Origin of the sequence: Alcaligenes sp. WGS1538, from assembly GCF_043187505.1 — a bacterium.
GTDB lineage: Bacteria > Pseudomonadota > Gammaproteobacteria > Burkholderiales > Burkholderiaceae_B > Alcaligenes.
Genome location: NZ_CP171109.1, coordinates 2,539,845 through 2,561,369 on the forward strand (window position 1 = coordinate 2,539,845; position 21,525 = coordinate 2,561,369).

The following is a 21,525-nucleotide window of genomic DNA, read 5'->3' on the forward strand; positions in this document are numbered from 1 at the left end:
CAAGAACGCATTGTACGCCTGCCGGAGCGAATCCACACGCAAGCCCCTTCGGCCCGCGTCTCAGTTCAGCGGACGAGGCGGGATCATCTTGCCGGGATTCAGGATATTGTGCGGATCCAGCGCCTGCTTGATGCTGCTCATCAAGTCCAGGGAGTCCTGGCCGTGCTCGGCCAGCATGAATTCCATCTTGTGCAGGCCCACGCCGTGTTCGCCCGTGCACGTGCCCTGCATGGCGATGGCGCGCTGCACCAGGCGGCGGTTCAGGGCTTCGGACTCCTGCCATTCCTCCTGGCTGTCAGGATCGAGCAGCATCAGGACGTGGAAGTTGCCGTCGCCCACGTGGCCCACGATGGTATAGGGGAAGGAGGCCTGGTCCATGTCGGCCGCGGTCTGCGCCACGCAGTCGGCCAGGGCGGAGATGGGCACGCACACGTCCGTGGTGCTGGCCCGGCAGCCGGGGCGCAGCTGCAGCCCGGCGAAATAGGCGTTGTGGCGCGCCGTCCACAGCCGCGACCGGTCCTCGGGCTTGTCGGCCCATTCGAAATCCATGCCGCCGTTCTCGCGCGTGATCTCCTGCACCACCTGGGCCTGCTCCTGCACGCCGGTGGGACTGCCGTGGAATTCGAACAGCAGCAGCGGCGTCTCTTTCAGCGCGAGCTTGCTGTAGGCATTGGTGGCGCGCACGGCCGCCGCGTCCATGAACTCCACGCGCGCGATGGCGATGCCCATCTGGATGACCTCGATCACGCTCTGGACGGCCGAGCGCAGGTCGGGGAAATTGCAGATGGCGGCGGAAATGGCCTCGGGCTGCGGGTACAGGCGCACCGTGACTTCCGTGATGATGCCCAGCGTGCCCTCGCTGCCGATGAACAGGCGCGTCAGGTCATAGCCTGCGGAGGACTTCTTGGCGCGGTTGGCCGTCTCGATGATGCGGCCGTCGGCAGTGACCACCTTCAGGGTCAGCACGTTCTCGCGCATGGTGCCGTAGCGCACCGCGTTGGTGCCCGAAGCCCGCGTGGCCGCCATGCCGCCCAGACTGGCGTCGGCGCCCGGGTCGATGGGAAAGAACAGGCCGGTATCGCGCAGGTGCTCGTTCAGGGCCAGGCGCGTGACGCCGGCCTGCACGGTGGCGGTGAAGTCTTCGGGATTGATGGCCACGATCTGGTCCATGCCCGACAGGTCCAGGCTGACCCCGCCCTGCACGGCCAGCAGATGGCCTTCCAGGGAAGAGCCGACCCCATAGGGAATCAGCGGGACGTGATGCTCATGGCAATGCCGCGCCACCCAGGCGACTTCTTCGGTCGTGCGGGCGAAGACCACGGCATCGGGCAGCATGGGCGGGAACGGCGATTCGTCCCTGCCATGGTGCTCGCGCACGGCGTGCGCAAGCGAACAGCGTTCATTGAACCGGGCCTGCAGGGCTTGCAAAAAGCCCTCCGGCATGGGACGCCGCACGGCGTCGGCATGGCCAGGAGCAGTGGAGAACCCCGGCTCTGCGGCCGGAGCTTCTCCGCCACAATCCTGGGGCGCTTTCAGCGCCGCATCAATCTGGCCTTGCTGGCCCTCGCCGCCCACGGCGAGGTCGGCGCAAAGACGTGTGGTCATGGCGATTCCTAGAAACGAGCAAAACGCTATTATGAGTGGCTCAGCGCCGCCTCTTCAAGCTTCACCCGCGCCTGGCGGCGGTCCTTGACCGCCTGGGCCAGCTGCTCCAGCACGGCGACGGTGTCGTCCCAGCCTATGCAGCCGTCGGTAATGCTCTGGCCGTAGGTCAGGGCGCAGCCGTTGACCAGATCCTGGCGGCCGCCCACCAGGTGGCTTTCGATCATCACGCCGAAGATGCGCGCATCGCCCTTGGCGATCTGGCCCGCCACGTCGGCCAGGACTTCAGGCTGGCGACGGTAGTCCTTGTTGCTGTTGGCATGGCTGGCGTCGATCATCACGCGCGGGATCATGCCGGCCTTGACCATGGCCTGGCTGGTCGCCTCCACGTTTTCGGCATCGTAGTTGGGCGTCTTGCCGCCGCGCAGGATCACATGGCAGTCGTTGTTGCCCACCGTGGACACGATGGCCGAATGGCCGCCCTTGGTCACGGACAGGAAATGGTGCGGCTGGGAAGCCGCCTTGATGGCGTCCAGCGCGATGCGGATGTTGCCGTCGGTGCCGTTCTTGAAGCCGACCGGGCAGGACAGCCCCGACGACAGCTCGCGGTGCACCTGGCTTTCCGTGGTGCGCGCGCCGATGGCGCCCCAGGACACCAGGTCGGCGATGTACTGCGGCGTGATCATGTCCAGGAATTCGCAGCCGGCGGGCAGGTCCAGCTGGTTCACCGCCAGCAGCAGCTCGCGCGCGGTGCGCAGGCCCTGGTTGATGTTGAAGCTGCCATCCAGGTGCGGATCATTGATCAAGCCCTTCCAGCCCACGGTGGTGCGAGGCTTCTCGAAGTAGACGCGCATCACGATTTCCAGTTCGGAAGCAAAGCGCTTGCGCTCGACCGTCAGGCGGCGGGCGTAGTCCAGCGCGGCTTCGGTATCGTGGATGGAACACGGGCCGACGATGACGACCAGGCGGTCGTCCTGCTCGTGCAGGACCTTGTGGATGCTGCGGCGCGCGTTGTGGACCGTGGCCGATACTTCGGACGTGCAAGGGAACTCGCGCATGACGTGCGATGGGGGCGAGAGTTCCTTGATCTCACGGATCCGTAAATCATCAGTATTGTGCGACACGACGTTACTCCAGTAGTTTTGCCAGGGCCGGGGGGCAGGCGAAAAAAAAGCCGCCCGGACGATGCTGGCGGCTTTTTTCAGGATTTTGGGCTTACTTTCGTTTGGTGCAACCCGTCCTTTCCTCCACCAGCGGCATTGGAAAAGCGTAAAAGTAAAAGTAGAAGAATGGGGTTGCTTGCTTCATGGGAAAAATCCTAACACAGTTTTTCGGAGCCTGCCAAGGATTTCAGCAAGAACGTCATAAAAATATGGCGACTGACAGAATATTCATATCGAATTTACTGTATAAAATACACAATAACGAAATGAATGTTTCGTTTTGGTTTTTTTAAAGGCCCTTTTGTTTCGAGTTTTCAGGAAAATCAAGGAGAATCCATCTCATTGCGATTGTCCTGTTGTTTTTGCGGCAACACCCGCCCATCGGACGGGTGCCGCGCGGCGCCCGGCAGGCAGGAACGCTGCAAGCCGGGCCGATCTTCAGCAGCAGCCAATGCGCCCCCGCCCGCCGTAGCGGGCCTGCTGACGCTCCCGGAAGAACGTCGGGTAATCCATGGGCGTCTGCTCCGGATGATTGCGGCGCATATGCTCCAGATAAGCGTCGTAGTCCGGCACGCCCACCATCAGCCGCAGCGTCGTGGCCAGATAGCGTCCGGTATCGCGCCCTGCCTGGGCGCTGCGCGACAGGGCGCCGGTGAACAGTCCTTTCATGTCAGGCTCCCGCCGCCGCCTGCTGGGGCAGCGGCTCGTAGGGGGTTTCGGCCGTGTGCGGCACGGCGTCCCGGCGGGCCCGCAGCACGCAGCGTATGCCAAAGAACACCATGCTCAACACCACAAAGACGAACAGGCCGCACAAGGAGGCGTTGACGTAATCGTTGAAGATCACCTGGCTCATCTGTTCCAGCGACTTGGCCGGCGCCATCACCATCTGCTCGGCCAGGCCCTTCTGGTACACCTTGGCATGGGCCAGGAAGCCGATCTTGGGATCGGGATGGAACATCTTCTGCAGGCCCGCGGTCAGGGTGCAGATCAGCAGCCAGAGCGTGGGCAGCACGGTGACCCAGGCGTAGCGGTCTTTCTTCATCTTGAAGAGCACCACGGTGCCCAGCACCAGCGCCACCGCGGCCAGCATCTGGTTGGCAATGCCGAACAGCGGCCAGAGCGTATTGATGCCGCCCAGCGGATCGACCACGCCCTGATACAGGAAGTAGCCCCAGGCCGCCACGCACAGGGACGTGGCGATCAGATTGGCCACCAGCGACTCGGTCTGGCGCAGGCTGGGCACGAAGGTGCCCAGCAGATCCTGCAGCATGAAACGCCCTGCCCGCGTGCCGGCGTCCACCGCCGTCAGGATGAACAAGGCCTCGAACAGGATGGCGAAGTGATACCAGAAGCTCATCATGGCGGGACCGCCGATGACGTTGTGCAGGATGTAGGCCATGCCCACCGCCAGCGTGGGGGCGCCGCCCGCGCGCGAGATGATGCTGCTCTCGCCCACGTTGCTGGCCATCTGGGTCAGGTCGGCGGGCGTCACCACGAAGCCCCAGCTCGAGACCACCTGCGCCGCCTGCTCGGGCGTGGTGCCGATGATAGCCGCGGGGCTGTTCATGGCGTAATAGATGCCGGGTTCGATGACGCAGGCGGCCACCAGGGCCATGATGGCCACGAAGGACTCCATCAGCATGCCGCCGTAGCCGATGTAGCGCGCCTGGGTTTCGTTCTCGATCATCTTGGGCGTGGTGCCCGAGGAGATCAGGGCGTGAAAGCCCGACACCGCGCCGCAGGCGATGGTGATGAACAGGAAGGGGAACAGGCTGCCCGACCAGACCGGCCCGGTGCCGTCGATGAACTGCGTGGTGGAAGGCATCTTCATGTGGGGGGCGACGATCAGGATGCCGATCGCCAGGCCCACGATGGTGCCCACCTTGAGGAAGGTGGACAGGTAGTCGCGCGGCGCCAGCAGCAGCCACACCGGCAGCACGGCGGCGATGAAGCCGTAGATGATCAGGGCCCAGGTCAGCTCCACGCCGTCCAGCGTGAAGAACGGCCCCCAGGTGGGATGGGCGGCCACGTCCTGGCCGTAGACGATGGCGCCCAGCAGAAAGACCAGGCCGATGACGGACACTTCGCCGATGCGGCCGGGCCGCAGGTAGCGCAGGTAGATGCCCATGAAGATGGCCAGCGGGATGGTCGCCACGACCGTGAAGGTGCCCCAGGGCGAACCGATCAGGGCCTTGACCACGATCAGGGCCAGCACCGCCAGGATGATCACCATGATCATGAAGGCGCCGAACAGCGCGATGACGCCGGGCACGCTGCCCAGCTCGGCCTTGATCAGGTCGCCCAGCGAACGCCCGTCGCGACGCATGGAAATGAACAGGACGGTGAAATCCTGGACCGCGCCGGCGAACACCACACCGGCCAGGATCCAGAGCATGCCGGGCAGATACCCCATCTGCGCCGCCAGCACCGGCCCGACCAGCGGCCCCGCCCCGGCGATCGCCGCGAAATGATGCCCGAAAAGGACATGCTTGTTGGTGGGCACGTAGTCCAGGCCGTCGTTGTGGCGCCAGGCCGGCGTCAGGCGCGTGGCGTCCAGCTCGAACACCTTGCGCGCGATGAAGCGGCTGTAGTACCGGTAGGCGATCAGGTAGACGCAGACCGCCGCCACCACGATCCACAGGGCGTTGATGGTCTCGCCCCTGTGCAAGGCCACGGTCCCCAGGGCAAACGCCCCCAACAAAGCGATCAGCACCCAGATCAGATGCCGTTTGATGAAACCGCCCTCTTCTCTGCTCATAGAGCCTCCACGATTTAGCGTTAGTAGAGCTGCCGCCTGCCGGCCCGCGCCCGTTTCCACGGGAGCCGGACGACATGCCGAACCGATGCCGCGGCCGCAGCTCTAAACGGCTCGCGCCTCGTGGTCTGCCCGGCCCGGGTGGGGACGGATCCGACCCTTGTCGGCATGTTGCTTGCGGCGTGCATTCGCACGCCGCAAAAAAAACGGTGCAGCCGCCTGCAAGCGGCGCTAACCACTGAAACGATCTGGATGCTGCCGAGCCCGGGCGACGCAGGAGCGTCCACGCCAGACTCTGCAGCAAAGCATAGCAAAAACAGCGGCCCTGGGCACGGCAGCGGAGCCGCATGGCGCGCGTCAGATTCATTGATGATTTCTAGGCAGAGCATGAGAGCGATAGTTTCCATTAAATTAATTTGAGTACAAATGTTTTTATGAAGTATGATTTCTCGGTAAATCTTTTGTAATGCAAATCATTTTTTTGAAGAATGATTTGCACCAGAAAAGGAAATGCTCATGAAAACAAGGTTCAAACCGCTTTCTGTTCTGGCCGGAACCCTGGCCGGCTGCCTGGGTATCATGGCCGGCGCACATGCCGTCTCGCTGGCCGACGTGCAAAAACGCGGGTCCATCCGCATCGCGGTCGCCAACGAGATCCCCTATGGCTATATGGATATGTCCGGCCAGGCCAAGGGCGCCGGGCCCGATGTGGCCAAAGCCGTCATGGAACGCCTGGGAATCAAGGACATCACCTGGGAGACGGCCAATTTCGGTTCGCTGATCCCCGGCCTGCAGGCCAAGCGCTTCGACATGGTGGCCGCCGAGATGGCGATCCTGCCGCAGCGCTGCCAGCAAATTCTGTTCTCCGAACCCAATAGCTCCTACGGCGAAGGCTTGCTGGTGGCCAAGGGCAATCCCAAGAACATCCATTCCTACGAGGACTTTGCCAAGACGGAGCACAAGATCGCCATCATGGCCGGCGCCGACCAGCTGGAGATGATGCAGGCGCTGGGCGTGCCCGACAGCCGCATGGTCACCATCTCCAACAATGCGGACGCCATCTCCACCGTGGCCACGGGCCGCGCCGACGCCTATGCCGCCACCGGCCTGACCGTCAACGACCTGGCCTCCAAGAGCGGCGGCAAGACCGAGCTGGCCGCGGAGTTCAAGGACCCCATCATCAACGGCAACCCGGTGCGCAGCTGGGGCGGCTTCGCCTTCGCCTCGGATTCGCAGGACCTGCGCGACGCGGTCAACAAGGAACTGGCCGAGTTCAAGAAGACCGACGAATGGAAGGCCATCCTGGCTAACTATGGCTTCACCGACGAAGATGCCAAGCACTCCTTCGAGAAGAGCACCGAGCAGCTCTGCAAGGGCTAAGCATTCACCGCCGCGCGCAGCCGCCCGGCTCCGCCGACTCTCTTTCTCCCGCCATCCGGACGGGCGGCGCGCCGCCGGCGCGCTCCCCGGCCTTCTCTGGGTTCCCCTATGGATTGGTTAAGCTATAGCACTCCCCTGCTGGAAGGCGCGTGGGTCACCGTCAAGCTGACGGCCTACTCCACGGTGCTGGGCGGCCTCTTGTCCTTTGCCTTCGGCATCGGCAAGCTGTCGCGCAACATCGGCCTGCGCGCCCTGTCCATCGCCTTCATCGAAGTCTTTCGCGGCACCTCCCTGCTGGTGCAGCTGTTCTGGCTCTACTTCGCCCTGCCCATCCTGGGCGAGGCCGTCGGCCTGGACCTGCGCCTGCACCCGGTGGTGGCCGGCACGCTGGCCCTGAGCCTGAACATCGGCGCCTACGGGGCCGAAGTCGTGCGCGGCGCCATCCAGGCGGTGCCGCACTCGCAACTGGAAGCCGCCAGGGCGCTGGACTTCACGGAACGCCAGACCCTCTGGCGCATCAGCCTGCCGCAGGCCGTTCCCGAAATGATGCCCAGCTTCGGCAACCTGGCCGTGCAGAATCTGAAGGACACCGCCCTGGTGTCGCTGATCAGCCTGAGCGACCTGGCGTTCCGGGCCGAGCAGATACGCAACTTCACCCAGGACAGCACCACCATCTACACCCTGCTCCTGCTGATGTACTTCGGCATGGCGCTGGTGCTGACCGCCCTGATGAAACTGCTCGAGCGCTCCACCGGACGGTGGCGCGCCGGAAGGAGCTGATCATGTTGTTCGGCATTGAATGGGACACCAGCAGCAACTGGGCCTTCGCCGTCTCCATCCTGCCCATCCTGCTCAAGGGCCTGTGGGTGACGGTGCAGGCCACTGTCGTGGGTTTTCTGGTGGCCGCCGCGCTGGGCCTGGCGCTGGCCGGACTCAAGAGCGTGCGCCTGCGCCTCATTTCCTGGCCGGCCTACGTCTTCACCGAGTTCCTGCGCGACACGCCCCTGCTGGTGCAGTTGTTCTTTCTGTACTACGTGCTGCCGGACTACGGCATCGTGCTGCCCGCCTTCCTGACCGGAGCGCTGGCCCTGGGCGTGCAGTACAGCGCCTATCTGTCCGAGGTCTATCGCGCCGGCCTGGAGTCCGTCACCCATGGCCAGACCGAGGCGGCCCGCGCCCTGGACCTGTCGCCGCTGCGCACCTTCGCAGTGATCATCCTGCCCCAGGCCATCCCGCGCATCATACCGGCCATGGGCAACTACCTGGTCTCCATCATGAAGGACGTGCCCGTGCTGTCGGTCGTCTCGGTGCTGGAGATGCTGAACGTGGCCAAGATCATCGGCGATCGCACGTTCAACTACATCATCCCCCTGTCCATGGTGGGCGGCCTGTACCTGATCATGACGCTGCTGGCCTCGGCCGGCGTGCGCGCCCTGGACACCCGCCTGCCCAAACAAGGAATCCCGCTACGATGAATACCCCGAACGAATCCCCCATCATCCAGTTCGACCAGGTCACCAAGAAATTCGGCGACGTGACCGTGCTCGACTCCCTGAACTTCGAGGTGCGGCGCGGCGAGAAGGTCACCATCATTGGCCCGTCCGGCTCGGGCAAGTCCACGGTGCTGCGCATCCTGATGACGCTGGAGAACATCGACGACGGCGTCATCACCGTGGCCGGGCGGCCGCTGTGGCACGAACAAGTCAACGGCGGCCTGGTGCCCGCCGGCGACGCCCACCTGCGCGAGATGCGCAAGGAAATGGGCATGGTGTTCCAGCAGTTCAATCTGTTTCCCCACATGTCGGTGATGCGCAATGTGACCGAGGCTCCCACCCATGTGCTGGGCCTGTCCAGGCAGGAGGCCCGCGAACGCGCCGAGGAGTACCTGGAGCTGGTGGGATTGATCGACCACGCCGACAAGTTCCCCAGCCAGCTCTCCGGCGGCCAGCAGCAACGCGTGGGCATCGCCCGCGCGCTGGCCATGCGGCCCAACATCATGCTGTTCGACGAGCCCACGTCCGCACTGGACCCCGAGCTGGTCGGCGAAGTGCTGGGCGTCATCCAGAAACTGGCCGAAGAACATGACCTGACCATTCTCCTGGTCACGCACGAGATGCAGTTCGCCAAGGAAGTTTCGGACCGCGTCTGCTTCTTCGACAAAGGCGTCATCGTGGAGTCCGGCCCGCCCGAGGAACTGTTCACGCATCCGCAGCAAGCGCGCACGCAGGAGTTCCTGGGCAACTTCATCAAGCCTTCGTGAGCGTCTTGCGGGCAAGGGGCCGGGATGTGCGCGCCCTCGCGCAGCCGGATGGCTCCGCACGCCATGTCTTCCGAAGCCAGTCCGCAGCCAGACAGGTCGCCTGCGAATCCATGGGGCCGGTGTCCCTGGGCGACACGGTCGCCGCTTACGCGGCCTATCGCCACGGTCGGCGCCAGTTGACATCCGGAAAGACACCGCCCACGCCCCCCTCCCCCCTGCCGCCTGGTCGATGCACAAGGCCGGGCGCTGTCGCCCCGGCTGACCTTTCCGTTCAGTTGCTGACATAGAAAACGCCCCTTGGGAGAAAACTCCCAAGGGGCGCCGCATTCAACGGTCCAGCCTAGCCTTGCCCGTCCAGCAAGCGGCCTTGCAGCGGCTCCAGCACGGGAAAGCGCCCGCGCGTGGCGACGTGTTCGGGCCGGGGATCCAGGCCGTACTTGGGATCCTGCACGCAGTTTTCCATGCTGTTGTATACCGTGAACACGTTGGCGCGCGGCCAGGGCGAGATATTGCTGGCCGAACCGTGCATGGTGTTGCAGTCAAAGAAGATCACCGAGCCGGCCTTGGCCGTGATGGCCTCGATGCCGCCCTTGTCCACCAGCAGGCGCAGGCTGATGGGATCGGGCACGCCGTACTCCTGCTTGCGCAAGGACTCCTTGTAGTGCTTGTCGGGCGTAACCCCTTCGCAGGAGACGAACTGGCGGTGCGAACCGGGCACCAGCATCAGCGGCCCGTTGCAGGCATTGTTGTCCGTCAGCAGCACCGAGCAGCTCAGGGCCCGCATCTGCGGCATGCCGTCTTCCACGTGCCAGGTCTCGAAGTCCGAATGCCAGTAGAATTCCTTGCCCTTGAAGCCGGGCTTGAGGTTGGCGCGCGACTGGTGCACGTAGACCTCGGAGCCCAGTATCTGGCGAGCCACGTCCAGCACGCGCGGATCGCGCACCAGGCGGGCGATCAAGGGGCTCAGTTCGTGGACCCGGAAGATCGAGCGCACGGCCTTGCTGCCCTTTTCCACGACCGCTTCCTCGCGCTCCAGGATGGCCGGGTCGACGCTCATGGCTTCGACCTCGCCCAGCAGGGCCTGGACCTCCTGTGCGGAAAACAGGTCCGGCAGCAGCAGGAAGCCGTTCTCCTCGTATTCCTGCAACTGGCCCGCGGCCAGCGGGCAACTGCCCACCGGCGTGTCATACACCACGGGCTCCTGGCGGCTGACGATGGCCGCGCCCCGTTCGGTGCGCGATGCATACGGATCCGTCATAGTCACTGTCATGATGACCTCCTACTTGCTTACGTGGCGTCCGACACCAAGGGGTAGACGCCCTCGGCATCGTGCACCTCCTGCCCGGTCAGGGGCGGGTTGAAGACGCAGATCACGCGCAGCGGCTTCTCGCCGCCGCGCAGCCAATGTTCATCGTGCTGGTCCAGCGCGTAGACCACGCCCGGGCCCAGGGCATACTTCTTGCCGTCGGCGATGGTCTCGATCTCGCCATCGCCCTCCACGCACCAGACCGCCTCCAGGTGGTTCTGGTAGTGGATATGCGTTTCAGTGCCCGGGAAGATGACGGTCTCATGGAAGGAAAAACCCATGCCGTCCTTCTTGAGCAGCACGCGGCGGCTGACCCAGTTGTCGGTGCGAACTTCGTCGCTCGTTCCAATCACATCCTGTACGTTCTTGACCAGCATCAGCGTGCTCCTCCCATTTTCAGTACACGTGCCTTGGCGCCGCGCCGCGACAGGCATTGCGCCACGCTGCGTTCAATGATGTTCAGCCCTTGTGCGAGCTCCTCGCCGCTGATGGTCAGGGCCGGCAGCAGCTTGAGCACCTCGTCGTGGGCTCCGGACGTCTCGACGACCAGTCCGTGTTCGAAAGCCTGGGCGGCGATCTTGTTGGCCAGGCCCTCGCCTGCCGGCGTGGCCAGGCCCTGGATCAGCCCGCGTCCGCGCACGCTCAAGCCCGTGTCGGGGTAGCTGTGCACCAGATTCTCCAGCCAGTCGCGCACCTGGCGCTCCTTGGCCTGGACTTCGGCCTCGAAGGCGTCGTCCGCCCAGTAGGTCTCCAGCGCCTGGGCCGCCGTGACGAAAGCCAGGTTGTTGCCGCGGAAGGTGCCGTTGTGCGCACCGGGCTTCCAGATGTCCAGCTCGGGACGCAGCAGCACCAGCGACATGGGCAGGCCGAAGCCCGACAGCGACTTGGACAGCGTGATGATGTCGGGGCTGATGCCGGCCTGCTCGAAGCTGAAGAAGCGGCCCGTACGCCCGCAGCCGACCTGGATGTCGTCCACGATGAGCAGCATGTCGTGTTCGCGGCACAGGCGCTGCAGTTCGCGCAGCCAGCGCTGCGTGGCCACGTTCACGCCTCCTTCACCCTGCACGGTTTCCACGATGACAGCCGCTGGATGATCCAGGCCGCTGCTGGGATCTTCCAGCATGCGCTCGAGGTAGGCCATGGTGTTGACGTCCGGTCCGAGATAACCGTCATAGGGCATGAAGGTGGTGTTGCCCAGCGCGACGCCGGCCGCGCGACGGAACTTGGAATTGGCGGTCGCCGCCAGGGAACCCGTGCTGACGCCGTGGAAACCATGCGTGAAGGAAATGATGTTCTGCCGCCCCTTGACCTGGCGCGCCAGCTTGAGCGCCGCCTCGACGGCATTGGTGCCCGTGGGGCCGGTGAACTGCAGCCGGTAGTTCCAGCCGCGCGGCTTGAGCAGCACCCGGTCCACCGTCTCCAGGAAGTACTTCTTGGCGCTGGTGGCCATGTCCAGGCCGTGCACGACGCCGTCGGTGTTCAGGTACTCGATCAGCTTTTCTTTCAGGTGGGGGTTGTTGTGGCCATAATTGAGCGTGCCGGCGCCACTGAAAAAATCGATGTACTGCCGGCCGCTCTCATCTTCCAGCAAGGAGCCTCGCGCCTTGTTGAAGATGACCGGGAAGGACCGGACGTAGCCTCTGACTTCGGACTCCATCCGGTCGAATATTCTTAAGTCAGTCATGTTTCCTCTCCTGGTTGTAGGACGCCCCTCCTCGAGCCGGCTGCTCGCGCAGCGCAGGCTTGAACGTCCTGTTGCGTAGGGACCCCTTCAGGCGGCGCCGAAGGGACCGATTCGTAACAGAGGTTCAGCGTCGTGGGCCTGCCGGCCGAACAACGTTGATTGAAAGAATTCCTGCTCCTGCAACGGCGCCTGCCAGCGCCGCGCCATGGCCTTGAACAAGCCGCGCGAGGCCTGGTTGTCCGGGCTGACCGTGGTCTCCAGGAAACGGATCCGGTCGCTGGCCAGACGCTGTTTCAGGTGACCCAGCATGGCCTGGGCAAGACGCTGGCCGCGGGCGCGTTCGTGTACGGCGACTTGCCAGACGAACAGCACATCGGGCTGCTCGGGCAGGAAATAGGCGGAAATGAAGCCGTCCACCCGGCCGCCTCGCTCCGCGACCACGCAGGTCCGGCGGAAATGCTCGCAAAGCAGCAGGTAGACATAGACGGAATTGAGATCCAGAGGCGGGCACTCTGCGATCAGCTGATGGATGGCGGCGGCATCCTGTGCTTGGGGAGCCCGCAGCGTCGGGCCTGCGCCCGGAGCGGCGGGCCCCGCCGAGGCCGCTGTGGATGAGAGGGATGATTCGGCGTATGCAGTCAAACCACTAGCCCGGATTCAGGGGGCACGTCTCCCTCCGGGACCTCCAGTATCGGCGACACGGAATCCCCCGCCTCCATGGGCGATTCCGGGTCTGAGTCAATCAAGCGGACGATGCGCTCCAGCGACAGGGTCATGGTGGCCTGCTCCAGCTCGGGCAGCTCCTTCAAGGCATCGGCCAGTTTCTTTTGCAGAGGCGAAGGCGTGTCTCGCGCCAGTTCCAGGCCTTCGGGAGTGGCGCTGACGAATACGATGCGACGATCCTCGCGACCGCGCTCGCGCAGCACCAGTTTCTTGTCTTCCAGGCGGTCCAGGATGCCGACCACCGTGCTGGGGCTGACATGCATCTCGCGGCTGATGGCGGTGGCGGTCAGCGGACCTTTTTCGATGATCGTGCGCAGGCAGATCAGCTGCGGCGCCGTGATGTTGCTGTAGGCGGCCAGCTGACGGGAATGCAGGGCGATCGAGCGGGTAATACGGCGCAGGGCCCGCAGGATGCGCAGGTCGTATTGTTGATCAGTAGTCATTTAATTAGCCAAACAAAATAATTCAGCACGATTCATTCGTGTTGAAATCATAGGATCAGTAAAGGTGTAAGTCAAACGAGTTTGGTCGGCAGGATACACCTGGAAACAGATTGGCGCATGCGCTAGCACGGCGATTTCAGGCGCCCGCGCGCCAGCGGCTGCGCACGGACAAAAAAAACCTGCCCGAGGGCAGGTTCTTTTCCGGTCTGCGCCACCCTGGCCTCAGGCGGTCCCGCCGACGGTCAGGTTCTCCATGCGGACCGTGGGTATGCCCACGCCCACGGGCACGCTCTGCCCTTCCTTGCCGCAGGTGCCCACGCCGGGGTCGAGCTGCATGTCGTTGCCTATCATGCTGACCTGGTTCATGGCGTCCGGTCCGTTGCCGATCAGGGTGGCGCCCTTGACGGGATACATCAGCTTGCCGTTCTCGATGACCCAGGCTTCCGAAGCCGAGAACACGAACTTGCCGCTGGTGATGTCCACCTGGCCGCCGCCGAAGTCCACGGCATACAAGCCTTTCTTGACCGAGGCGATGATCTCCTGCGGGTCCTTGTCGCCGCCGAGCATGAAGGTGTTGGTCATGCGCGGCATGGGCAGGCTGGAATAGGATTCGCGCCGGCCGTTGCCGGTGACGGCGGCGCCCATCAGGCGCGCATTGTGCGTATCCTGCAGATAGCCCTTCAGGATGCCGTCCTCGATCAGGACGGTGCGCTGGGTCTGGTTGCCTTCGTCGTCGATATTGAGCGAGCCGCGGCGATTGGCCAGCGTGCCGTCATCGACCACGGTGACGCCCTTGGAGGCCACCCGCTCGCCGATGCGGCCCGAGAACAGGCTGCTGCCGCGCCGGTTGAAGTCGCCCTCCAGGCCGTGGCCCACGGCTTCGTGCAGCATCACGCCCGGCCAGCCGGGGCCCAGCACCACGGTCATCCGGCCCGCGGGCGCGGGGCGCGCTTCCAGATTGGTCATGGCCGAGCGCACGGCCTTGTCCACATAGCTGCGCAGCAGCTCGTCCGAGAAATAGGACAGGTCCACGCGTCCGCCGCCCGAAGCCGAGCCGCGCTCGCGGCGCCCGTTCTGCTCGACGATGATGGACAGGGACAGATGCACCAGCGGGCGCACGTCGGCAGCCAGGCGGCCGTCGCTGCCGGCCACCAGCACCACGTCGTACTCGGCACCCAGGCTGGCCATCACCTGGATCACGCGCGGATCGGCCGCGCGCGCCAGCGCCTCCAGCCGACCCAGCAGGGCGACCTTGTCCGGCGCCGACAGGCTGCTGATGGGATCGGCGCCGGTATACAGGGCGGGCCGCGTCAGCCTGGAGGGCACCAGCACGCCGCTCTTGCCATTGCCGCCCTGGCGCGCGATGGACCGCACCACGCGGGCCGAAGACAGCAGCGCGTCCTGGCTGATGGAATCGGAATAGGCGAAAGCGGTCTTCTCGCCGCTGAGCGCGCGCACGCCCACGCCCTGTTCGATGGAAAAGCTGCCGCTCTTGACGATGCCCTCGTCCAGGCTCCAGCCTTCGCTGCGGGTGTACTGGAAATACAGGTCGGCATAGTCCGCCTGATGGGTCAGGATTTCGCCCAGCGCACTGGACAGATGGGTTTCATTCAGGCCCCAGGGCTCCAGCAACAGGCCGCGGGCGCACGCCAAGGCATCGATGGCGGGATCAACAAGCTTCATTATGTATTCCTACTGGCAAACCCGTTGCGGCAGTCATGCGCAAGGGTCGAATCATTTTCGCCGGGCCGGCGCGATGAACGTCGTCCGGACTGTGTCCACCACTGCATTAAAACAGAATGCGCCGCTGCGCGCGATGGCTCATGATCGCGCCCGCGCCCCGCGCGGGCCAGGCCCTCGATTGGCAGGCGCATCGCGGTGAAACACCGGCTACGACATTTTGTGATTATGAATGCAACGCGTATCGTATTGAGACATTAATACTCTATATAGCTATACCGTTTTTATATAAACCCATTCAAAAATATGATAGCCCCCGATCAGGATAAATAATCACCCCGCCAAAGTAATTACGCAAACTGACAGTTCGATTACAAAGAACAATCGAGGCCGTGAATTACGGCTTAATTTTTTTACATCGAGCCCTTATATTTTTCAAAAAATCAAAGTACACTGTTTTCGCATGATAAACATGAGCTGGCAAAGGCAGCGTTTATCAGATAATTACAATCACCAAACAGGAATCCCATATGTCCGTCGAAACTTACAGCTCTGCCAAGCAGAAGATAGAAAAAGAGATTCTGCGGTTGCAAAAGCAGATGAAGTCCCTGAAGGTCAAACAACGCCGTCCTGTCATTGCTTCCATCGTGAAGTCCATGCAGGACAACGAGATCACCCTCGAAGAAGTGGCTGAAGCGCTGGAAAAAACCTCCAAGCGCGGTGCCTCCGCCGGCTCCAACGAACCCAAGGCCAGCCTGCCTCCCAAGTACCGCCATCCCGGCACCCAGGACACCTGGACCGGCCGCGGCCGCCCTCCGCGCTGGATCATCGACGCCGAAGCCCAGGGCCAAAGCCGCGACGACTTCCTGATCAAGTAAGTCGGGCCGCCTCACTCGAAAAAGGGACAGCTTCCATATGCTGTCCCTTTTTCGTTTATTCAAGACGCCGCGCTAAAGCAGACGCTTTTTTCTCCTCAGCGTTTGGGGAGTTGATACTCGATATCGATAACCTGGCCGTTATTGCCCGGGAAGCCGTCAAATATGGCCTGGGACAAAAATGGCATCTGCACGGCCAGATTGTCGGATTGGCTATAGCTGACCGCCGTTGCGCGATAGACTTCGGCCTGCTGCTGGCGATTATCCCTGATCACCACATTCAGGTAATTGCGATAGAGAGTGACCGGGACATTGACCACGGGCGGAGAATAAAAAAATCCCCCTGCCCAGCCGTCATTGGGCGCAAAGTAGCCGCGCCCCATGCCCCAGCCCATGGGGCCGTAAAAACTATCCGCATATTGCGGCACCCAGCTCTGTTCCTGCGGATTGCCGTAATCGATTTCCACCACGAAGCGAGCCGGCGCCCCGGCCTGGGCCTCCACCAATCCGGTCACGCCTATGGCGGCGCGCACCGAATCGGCGAAAGACTGGTATTGCAGATTGCCGCGCTGTGCATCGGTGGACATCAATCGATACGTTTCGCCATTGGTCTGGGCAGGCCATTGCTGGTAGCGCGTCAGCTTGGCGGACCAGCTCGGCGCGGCGCAGCCGGTCGCCAGCGCCACCAGCGCCAGCGCCGCCAGGCGGGCGGCGCGCATGGAAAATGCTGTGGAAAGAATAGTCATGACATTTGCCCTTGAAATTTCGCCGGCCCTGCCCGGAGCGCAAGTCCGCCCTTGCTTGGACAGCGAGGCGGCTATTTAGTTTACCGCCGCCCCGCCCGCCCGGCTCTTCAAACAACATTACAATAGACAAATCTTTTTTGATTGTCGGACCAGGATGACATGCGCACAGATACCCTACCCACGATCTCCCGCCAGGATTACCAGCCCTACCCGTACCGCATCGAACAGGTCCGGCTGGAATTCGACCTGGCGGCCGAGCAGACCGAGGTCAGCCTCCAGTTCCGCGCCAGCAGCCTGAACGGCCAGGCGCTTCCCCTGATCCTGGACGGCGATGACATAGAACTGCTCAGCGTGAGCCTCGATGGCGTTGCCCTGGCGCCACAGGATTATCAACTGACCGATCAAACCCTGACGCTGCACCCGGGCAAGCCGGAGGTGGAGGTGGCGCTGGTAAGCCGTTGCCGCCCCAAGGACAATACGTCCCTGATGGGCCTGTACGTATCGGGCCAGCACCTGTTCACCCAATGCGAAGCCCAGGGTTTTCGCCGCATCACCTTCTTCCCGGACCGCCCCGATGTCATGGCGCGCTACGAAGTGGTGCTGCGCGCCGACCCGGCCCGCTACCCCACCCTGTTGTCCAACGGCAATCTGCTCCACACCGTGGAGCTGGAGGACGGCCGGCGCCAGGCGACCTGGCAGGATCCATTCCCCAAGCCTTCCTATCTTTTCGCCCTGGTGGCCGGGGATTTCGACCTGCGCGAGCGCACGATCTCCAAGGCCGACGGCAGCCCCGCCCTTCTCCAGGTCTATTGCGACCGCGGCGACGGCGACAAGACCGAATGGGCCATCCAGTGCCTGGAGAATTCCGTACGCTGGGATGAACAGCGCTTCGGGCTGGACCTGGACCTGGACCGCTTCATGATCGTCGCCGCGCGCGACTTCAACATGGGCGCCATGGAAAACAAGGGCCTGAACATCTTCAACGCCGCCTATGTGCTCGCGGACCCGCAAAGCACCACGGATGCGTCGTTCCGCGCCGTGGAGGCGGTCATCGGCCACGAGTACTTCCATAACTGGACCGGCAACCGCGTCACCTGCCGCGACTGGTTCCAGTTGTCCCTGAAGGAAGGGCTGACCGTGTTCCGCGACCAGGAATTCTCCGGCGACATGCTGGCGCACGGCCTGGACGGCGCGCAGGCGGCCAGCGCCCGCGCCGTCAAGCGCATCGACGACGTCAGCGTGCTGCGCGCCGCCCAGTTTCCCGAGGACGCGGGCCCCATGGCCCACCCCATCCGTCCCGAGAGCTACCAGGAGATCAGCAATTTCTACACGGCCACCGTGTACGAAAAAGGCGCCGAGGTCATCCGCATGCAGCATACCTTGCTGGGCGAGGACGGCTTCCAGGCCGGCATGCGCGAATACTTCCGCCGCCACGACGGCCAGGCCGTCACCTGCGACGACTTCGTGGACGCCATGGACAGCGTCTACCGCGAGCGCCATCCAGGGCGGGACCTGACGCAGTTCCGCCGCTGGTACGAGCAGGCCGGCACGCCGCGCGTGAGTGTCAGCCTGCAGCACGACCCGGCCTCCCGGACCTGCACGCTGACCCTGCGCCAGAGCAACCCGCCTGTCGGCATCGAGCCCAAGTCCGCGGTCAAGCCTGCGCTGCACATCCCGTTCGCGCTGGGCATGCTGGACCAGGAAGGCCGTCCCCTGACCCTGCATCTGGACGGACGCAGCGAGCACACGCTGGTGCTGGACTTCACCGAGCAGGAACAAAGCTGGACCTTCACCCAGGTGCCCCAGACTCCGGTGCTTTCGCTGCTGCGCAATTTCTCGGCGCCGGTGCGCATCGAATATTACCGCCCCGACGCGGAACTGGCCCTGCTGGCGCGCCACGACCCGGACCCCTTCGCCCGCTGGGAAGCCGCCCAATTGCTGGCCACCCGCCTGATCCTGGCGCGCGCCGCCGGCCGCGCGCCCTCTCCGGCCCAATCGGCCACGCTGGTCCAGACCTGGCACGCCCTGCTGCAGGACGCGGCCCTGAGCCCGGCCTACAAGGCTCGCATTCTGGCCCTGCCCAGCGAGCGCGAGCTGCTGGAACAGACCCAGCCCATGACCCCGCGCGCCATCGTGCAGGCGCGCCTGCACGTACAAAAGGAACTGGGGCTGGCCCTGACGCCTTATTGGCAGGAGCTCTACCAGTACCTGAACCTGGATCAGCCCGACTACAGCCCCGACGCCATGCAGGCGGGCGCACGCTCGCTGCGCAACCTGGCGCTGGCCTACCTGATGGCGGCCGGCGTGAGCGCCGGGGCGCAACTGGCCCGCAACCAGTACGACAAGGCCACCAACATGACCGACCGCATGGGCGCGCTCAGCGTGCTGGTCAACTACGGCAGCGCCGAGGACCGCCAGGACGGACTGGAGGACTTCTTCCAGCGCTGGCAGCACAACCCGCTGGTGCTGGACCGCTGGTTCACCCTGCAGGCCACGGCGCCCAGCACGGGGGTCGCGCAGGCGCGCGCCCTGATGCTGCACCCGGCCTTCTCGCTGCGCAACCCCAATCGTGCCCGTTCGCTGATCTTCCAGTTCTGCATCAACAATCTGCAAGGCGTGCACAGCCCCGAAGGCTACGACTTCTGGGCCGAACAGGTCATCGCGCTGGACAAGCTCAACCCCGAAATCTCCGCCCGCCTGGCCCGCGTCTTCGACAACTGGGCCCGTTTCGAACCCGAGGCCCGCGACGGTCTGAAGGCGGCGCTCGAACGCATCCAGGCCGAGCCCGGCCTGTCGGGCAACGTGGGCGAAATCGTGCACAAGGCTTTAACCCTTTGATCACCCGGAGTCTCTCTTGAAGAAAAACCTTACTCAGTACCTGGTCGAGCAACAGCGCCAGAAACAGACGGTCACCGCCGACGTGCGCCTGCTGCTGGAAACCGTGGCGCGCGCCTGCAAGGCCATCGGCCACGCCGTCAGCAAGGGCGCCCTGGGCGGCGTGCTGGGCAGCCTGGGCACCGAGAACGTGCAAGGCGAAGTCCAGAAGAAGCTGGACGTGCTGTCCAACGAGATCCTGCTGGAAGCCAACGAATGGGGCGGCAACCTGGCGGCCATGGCCTCCGAGGAAATGGACACCCTGCACCGCATCCCCGACTACTACCCCAAGGGCGAGAACCTGCTGCTGTTCGATCCCCTGGACGGCTCCTCCAACATCGACGTCAACGTGTCCATCGGCACGATCTTCTCGGTGCTGAGCGTGCCGCAGGAAGCCCGTGAACGCCTCATCCAGGAACAGGACTTCCTGCAGCCCGGCGTGCGCCAGGTCGCTGCCGGCTACGCCATCTACGGCCCCCAGACCATGCTGGTGCTGTCCGTGGGCGACGGCGTGGCGGCCTTCACGCTGGACAAGGAAATGGGCTCCTGGGTGCTGACCACCGAACGCGTCACCATTCCCGAAGACACCGCCGAGTTCGCCATCAACATGTCCAATATGCGCCACTGGGAAGCGCCCGTGAAGCGCTATATCGACGACTGCCTGGCCGGTACGGAAGGCCCGCTGGGCAAGAACTACAACATGCGCTGGATTGCATCCATGGTCGCCGACGTGCACCGCATCCTGACGCGAGGCGGCGTCTTCATGTATCCGCGCGATGCGCGCGAGTCCGGCCGCAAGGGCAAGCTGCGCCTGATGTACGAAGCCAATCCCATGAGCTTCCTGGTCGAGCAGGCCGGCGGCCTGTCCATCGACGGCAGCCAGCGCATCCTGGACGTGCAGCCGTCCGAACTGCACCAGCGCATCGGCGTCATCCTGGGCTCGCGCAACGAAGTCGAGCGCATCCGCCAGTATCACCTGCAGGGCTGACTCCGCAAAAAAACAACGGCCGCCAGATCAGGCGGCCGTTTTTTCATTCCCGATCCGCCCTACTCCAGCGTCAGCACCGTGGAGCCGGTGGTGCGGCGGGCGGCCAGGGCCTCGTGAGCCTGGGCGACCTGTTCCAGGGGAAAGCGCTGGCCGATCAGCACCTTGATCTTGCCTTGCACCACCAGGTCGAACAATTCATCGGCGGCTTCCTGCATGGCCTGCTGGGTGGGCACGTAGGCGCCCAGCACGGGACGCGTGACATAGAGCGAACCCTTGGAGGCCAGGATGCCCAGATTCACGCCGGTGACCGGGCCGGAGGCGTTGCCGAAGCTGACCATCAGGCCGCGCGGCTGCAGGCAATCCAGAGAACGCTCCCAGGTGTCCTTGCCCACGCCGTCATAGACCACCGGCACCTTGTGGCCGCCTGTCAGTTCCAGGACGCGCTGCACCACGTCTTCGCGGGAATAATCGATGACCTCCCAGGCACCGTGCTCCTTGGCCAGTTTCGCCTTCTCGGGACTGGAGACCGTGCCGATCAGCTTGACGCCCAGGGCGCGCGCCCACTGGCAGGCGTACAGGCCCACGCCGCCTGCGGCGGCATGGAACAGAATGGTCTGGCCTTCGTGCACGCGATAGGTCTGGCGCAGCAGGTACCAGCAGGTCAGGCCCTTGAGCATCAGCGCGGCGGCCTGCTCGAACGAGACCGCGTCGGGGATGCGCACCACGCGGTCGGCCGGCACGTTGCGCGCCTGCGCGTAGGCGCCCAACGGGCTCTGGCCATAGGCCACGCGATCGCCCACCTTCAGGTGCGTGACGGCGCTTCCCACGGCCTCCACCACGCCCGCCGCCTCGAAGCCCAGGCCGTGCGGCAGGGGGTGGCTGTACAGGCCGTTGCGGAAATAGATATCGATGAAGTTCAGGCCCACCGCCTTCTGGCGTATGGTGACTTCCTTGTCCTGGGGGGCGGGCAGATCGACCTGCACCCATTGCAGGACTTCAGGTCCGCCGTTCTTTTCGATACGTATCGCCTTGACTGTCTGACTCAC

General features: G+C 64.1%; 19 protein-coding genes. 7 read left to right on the forward strand and 12 right to left on the reverse strand.

All coding sequences use genetic code 11. The features are described from left to right. Positions 1–60 precede the first annotated feature (60 nt). From ACF3ND_RS11825 to ACF3ND_RS11840, 4 genes are all read right to left on the reverse strand, one after another. Positions 61–1,443, reverse strand: a complete 1,383-nt coding sequence (locus ACF3ND_RS11825; protein ID WP_394065829.1) for an FAD-binding oxidoreductase — start codon at positions 1,441–1,443, stop codon at positions 61–63. A gap of 191 nt (positions 1,444–1,634) precedes the next feature. Next, the gene (gene aroG, locus ACF3ND_RS11830; protein WP_394060663.1) at positions 1,635–2,726 is read right to left on the reverse strand and encodes a 3-deoxy-7-phosphoheptulonate synthase AroG; all 1,092 of its coding nucleotides are present in this window, start codon (positions 2,724–2,726) and stop codon (positions 1,635–1,637) included. Between the two features lie 477 nt (positions 2,727–3,203). Then, positions 3,204–3,434, reverse strand: coding sequence for a YbdD/YjiX family protein (locus tag ACF3ND_RS11835; protein WP_394060665.1), 231 nt, complete (start codon positions 3,432–3,434; stop codon positions 3,204–3,206). A gap of 1 nt (position 3,435) precedes the next feature. Further along, entirely contained in the window at positions 3,436–5,523 is a 2,088-nt protein-coding gene (locus ACF3ND_RS11840; RefSeq protein ID WP_394060667.1) for a carbon starvation CstA family protein, read from the reverse strand. A gap of 513 nt (positions 5,524–6,036) precedes the next feature. Between ACF3ND_RS11840 and ehuB the strand changes: the two genes are divergently transcribed. The 4 genes from ehuB to ehuA all read left to right on the forward strand — a co-directional run bounded on the left by ehuB (position 6,037) and on the right by ehuA (position 9,160). Next, positions 6,037–6,900 carry an ectoine/hydroxyectoine ABC transporter substrate-binding protein EhuB gene (ehuB, locus tag ACF3ND_RS11845; RefSeq protein ID WP_394060669.1) on the forward strand — a complete coding sequence of 288 codons (864 nt, stop codon included), beginning with the start codon at positions 6,037–6,039 and terminating at the stop codon, positions 6,898–6,900. A 108-nt stretch (positions 6,901–7,008) separates the two neighbouring features. Further along, positions 7,009–7,680 (forward strand): ectoine/hydroxyectoine ABC transporter permease subunit EhuC, encoded by a 672-nt coding sequence (ehuC, locus tag ACF3ND_RS11850; protein ID WP_394060671.1) that lies wholly within the window; start codon positions 7,009–7,011, stop codon positions 7,678–7,680. Between the two features lie 2 nt (positions 7,681–7,682). Then, on the forward strand, positions 7,683–8,375 hold the full coding sequence (gene ehuD / locus ACF3ND_RS11855; protein ID WP_394060673.1) for an ectoine/hydroxyectoine ABC transporter permease subunit EhuD: 693 nt from the start codon (positions 7,683–7,685) through the stop codon (positions 8,373–8,375). Beyond that, positions 8,372–9,160 (forward strand): ectoine/hydroxyectoine ABC transporter ATP-binding protein EhuA, encoded by a 789-nt coding sequence (gene ehuA, locus ACF3ND_RS11860; protein ID WP_394060675.1) that lies wholly within the window; start codon positions 8,372–8,374, stop codon positions 9,158–9,160. Before ehuD ends, ehuA begins: the two co-directional genes overlap by 4 nt. A 340-nt stretch (positions 9,161–9,500) precedes the next feature. Here ehuA and thpD read toward each other — a convergent pair whose 3' ends face one another. From thpD to tldD, 6 genes are all read right to left on the reverse strand, one after another. After that, positions 9,501–10,430: an ectoine hydroxylase gene (gene thpD, locus ACF3ND_RS11865; protein ID WP_394060677.1), complete on the reverse strand. Its 930-nt coding sequence runs from the start codon at positions 10,428–10,430 to the stop codon at positions 9,501–9,503. 17 nt (positions 10,431–10,447) lie between these two features. After that, positions 10,448–10,843 carry an ectoine synthase gene (locus ACF3ND_RS11870; RefSeq protein ID WP_394060679.1) on the reverse strand — a complete coding sequence of 132 codons (396 nt, stop codon included), beginning with the start codon at positions 10,841–10,843 and terminating at the stop codon, positions 10,448–10,450. Further along, positions 10,843–12,150 carry a diaminobutyrate--2-oxoglutarate transaminase gene (gene ectB, locus ACF3ND_RS11875; RefSeq protein ID WP_394060681.1) on the reverse strand — a complete coding sequence of 436 codons (1,308 nt, stop codon included), beginning with the start codon at positions 12,148–12,150 and terminating at the stop codon, positions 10,843–10,845. Before ectB ends, ACF3ND_RS11870 begins: the two co-directional genes overlap by 1 nt. Before the next feature lie 87 nt (positions 12,151–12,237). Then, positions 12,238–12,792 (reverse strand): diaminobutyrate acetyltransferase, encoded by a 555-nt coding sequence (gene ectA, locus ACF3ND_RS11880; RefSeq protein WP_394060683.1) that lies wholly within the window; start codon positions 12,790–12,792, stop codon positions 12,238–12,240. Further along, positions 12,789–13,316, reverse strand: coding sequence for a MarR family winged helix-turn-helix transcriptional regulator (locus ACF3ND_RS11885; protein WP_394060685.1), 528 nt, complete (start codon positions 13,314–13,316; stop codon positions 12,789–12,791). Before ACF3ND_RS11885 ends, ectA begins: the two co-directional genes overlap by 4 nt. A gap of 222 nt (positions 13,317–13,538) precedes the next feature. Continuing rightward, positions 13,539–14,999 (reverse strand): metalloprotease TldD, encoded by a 1,461-nt coding sequence (gene tldD / locus ACF3ND_RS11890; RefSeq protein ID WP_394060687.1) that lies wholly within the window; start codon positions 14,997–14,999, stop codon positions 13,539–13,541. Between the two features lie 527 nt (positions 15,000–15,526). Here tldD and ACF3ND_RS11895 point away from each other — a divergent pair. Next, on the forward strand, positions 15,527–15,874 hold the full coding sequence (locus ACF3ND_RS11895; protein ID WP_394060689.1) for an H-NS family nucleoid-associated regulatory protein: 348 nt from the start codon (positions 15,527–15,529) through the stop codon (positions 15,872–15,874). 95 nt (positions 15,875–15,969) lie between these two features. Here ACF3ND_RS11895 and ACF3ND_RS11900 read toward each other — a convergent pair whose 3' ends face one another. Further along, complete coding sequence (locus tag ACF3ND_RS11900; RefSeq protein ID WP_394060691.1) at positions 15,970–16,617, reverse strand: DUF4136 domain-containing protein; 648 nt, start codon at positions 16,615–16,617, stop codon at positions 15,970–15,972. Between the two features lie 159 nt (positions 16,618–16,776). On the opposite strand from ACF3ND_RS11900, the gene pepN reads away from it, so the two are divergent. After that, positions 16,777–19,455, forward strand: a complete 2,679-nt coding sequence (gene pepN, locus ACF3ND_RS11905; protein ID WP_394060693.1) for an aminopeptidase N — start codon at positions 16,777–16,779, stop codon at positions 19,453–19,455. A 16-nt stretch (positions 19,456–19,471) separates the two neighbouring features. Further along, on the forward strand, positions 19,472–20,479 hold the full coding sequence (locus ACF3ND_RS11910) for a class 1 fructose-bisphosphatase (protein WP_394060695.1): 1,008 nt from the start codon (positions 19,472–19,474) through the stop codon (positions 20,477–20,479). Positions 20,480–20,538: 59 nt separating this feature from the next. On the opposite strand, the gene ACF3ND_RS11915 is transcribed toward ACF3ND_RS11910, so the two are convergent. After that, complete coding sequence (locus ACF3ND_RS11915) at positions 20,539–21,525, reverse strand: quinone oxidoreductase family protein (protein WP_394060697.1); 987 nt, start codon at positions 21,523–21,525, stop codon at positions 20,539–20,541.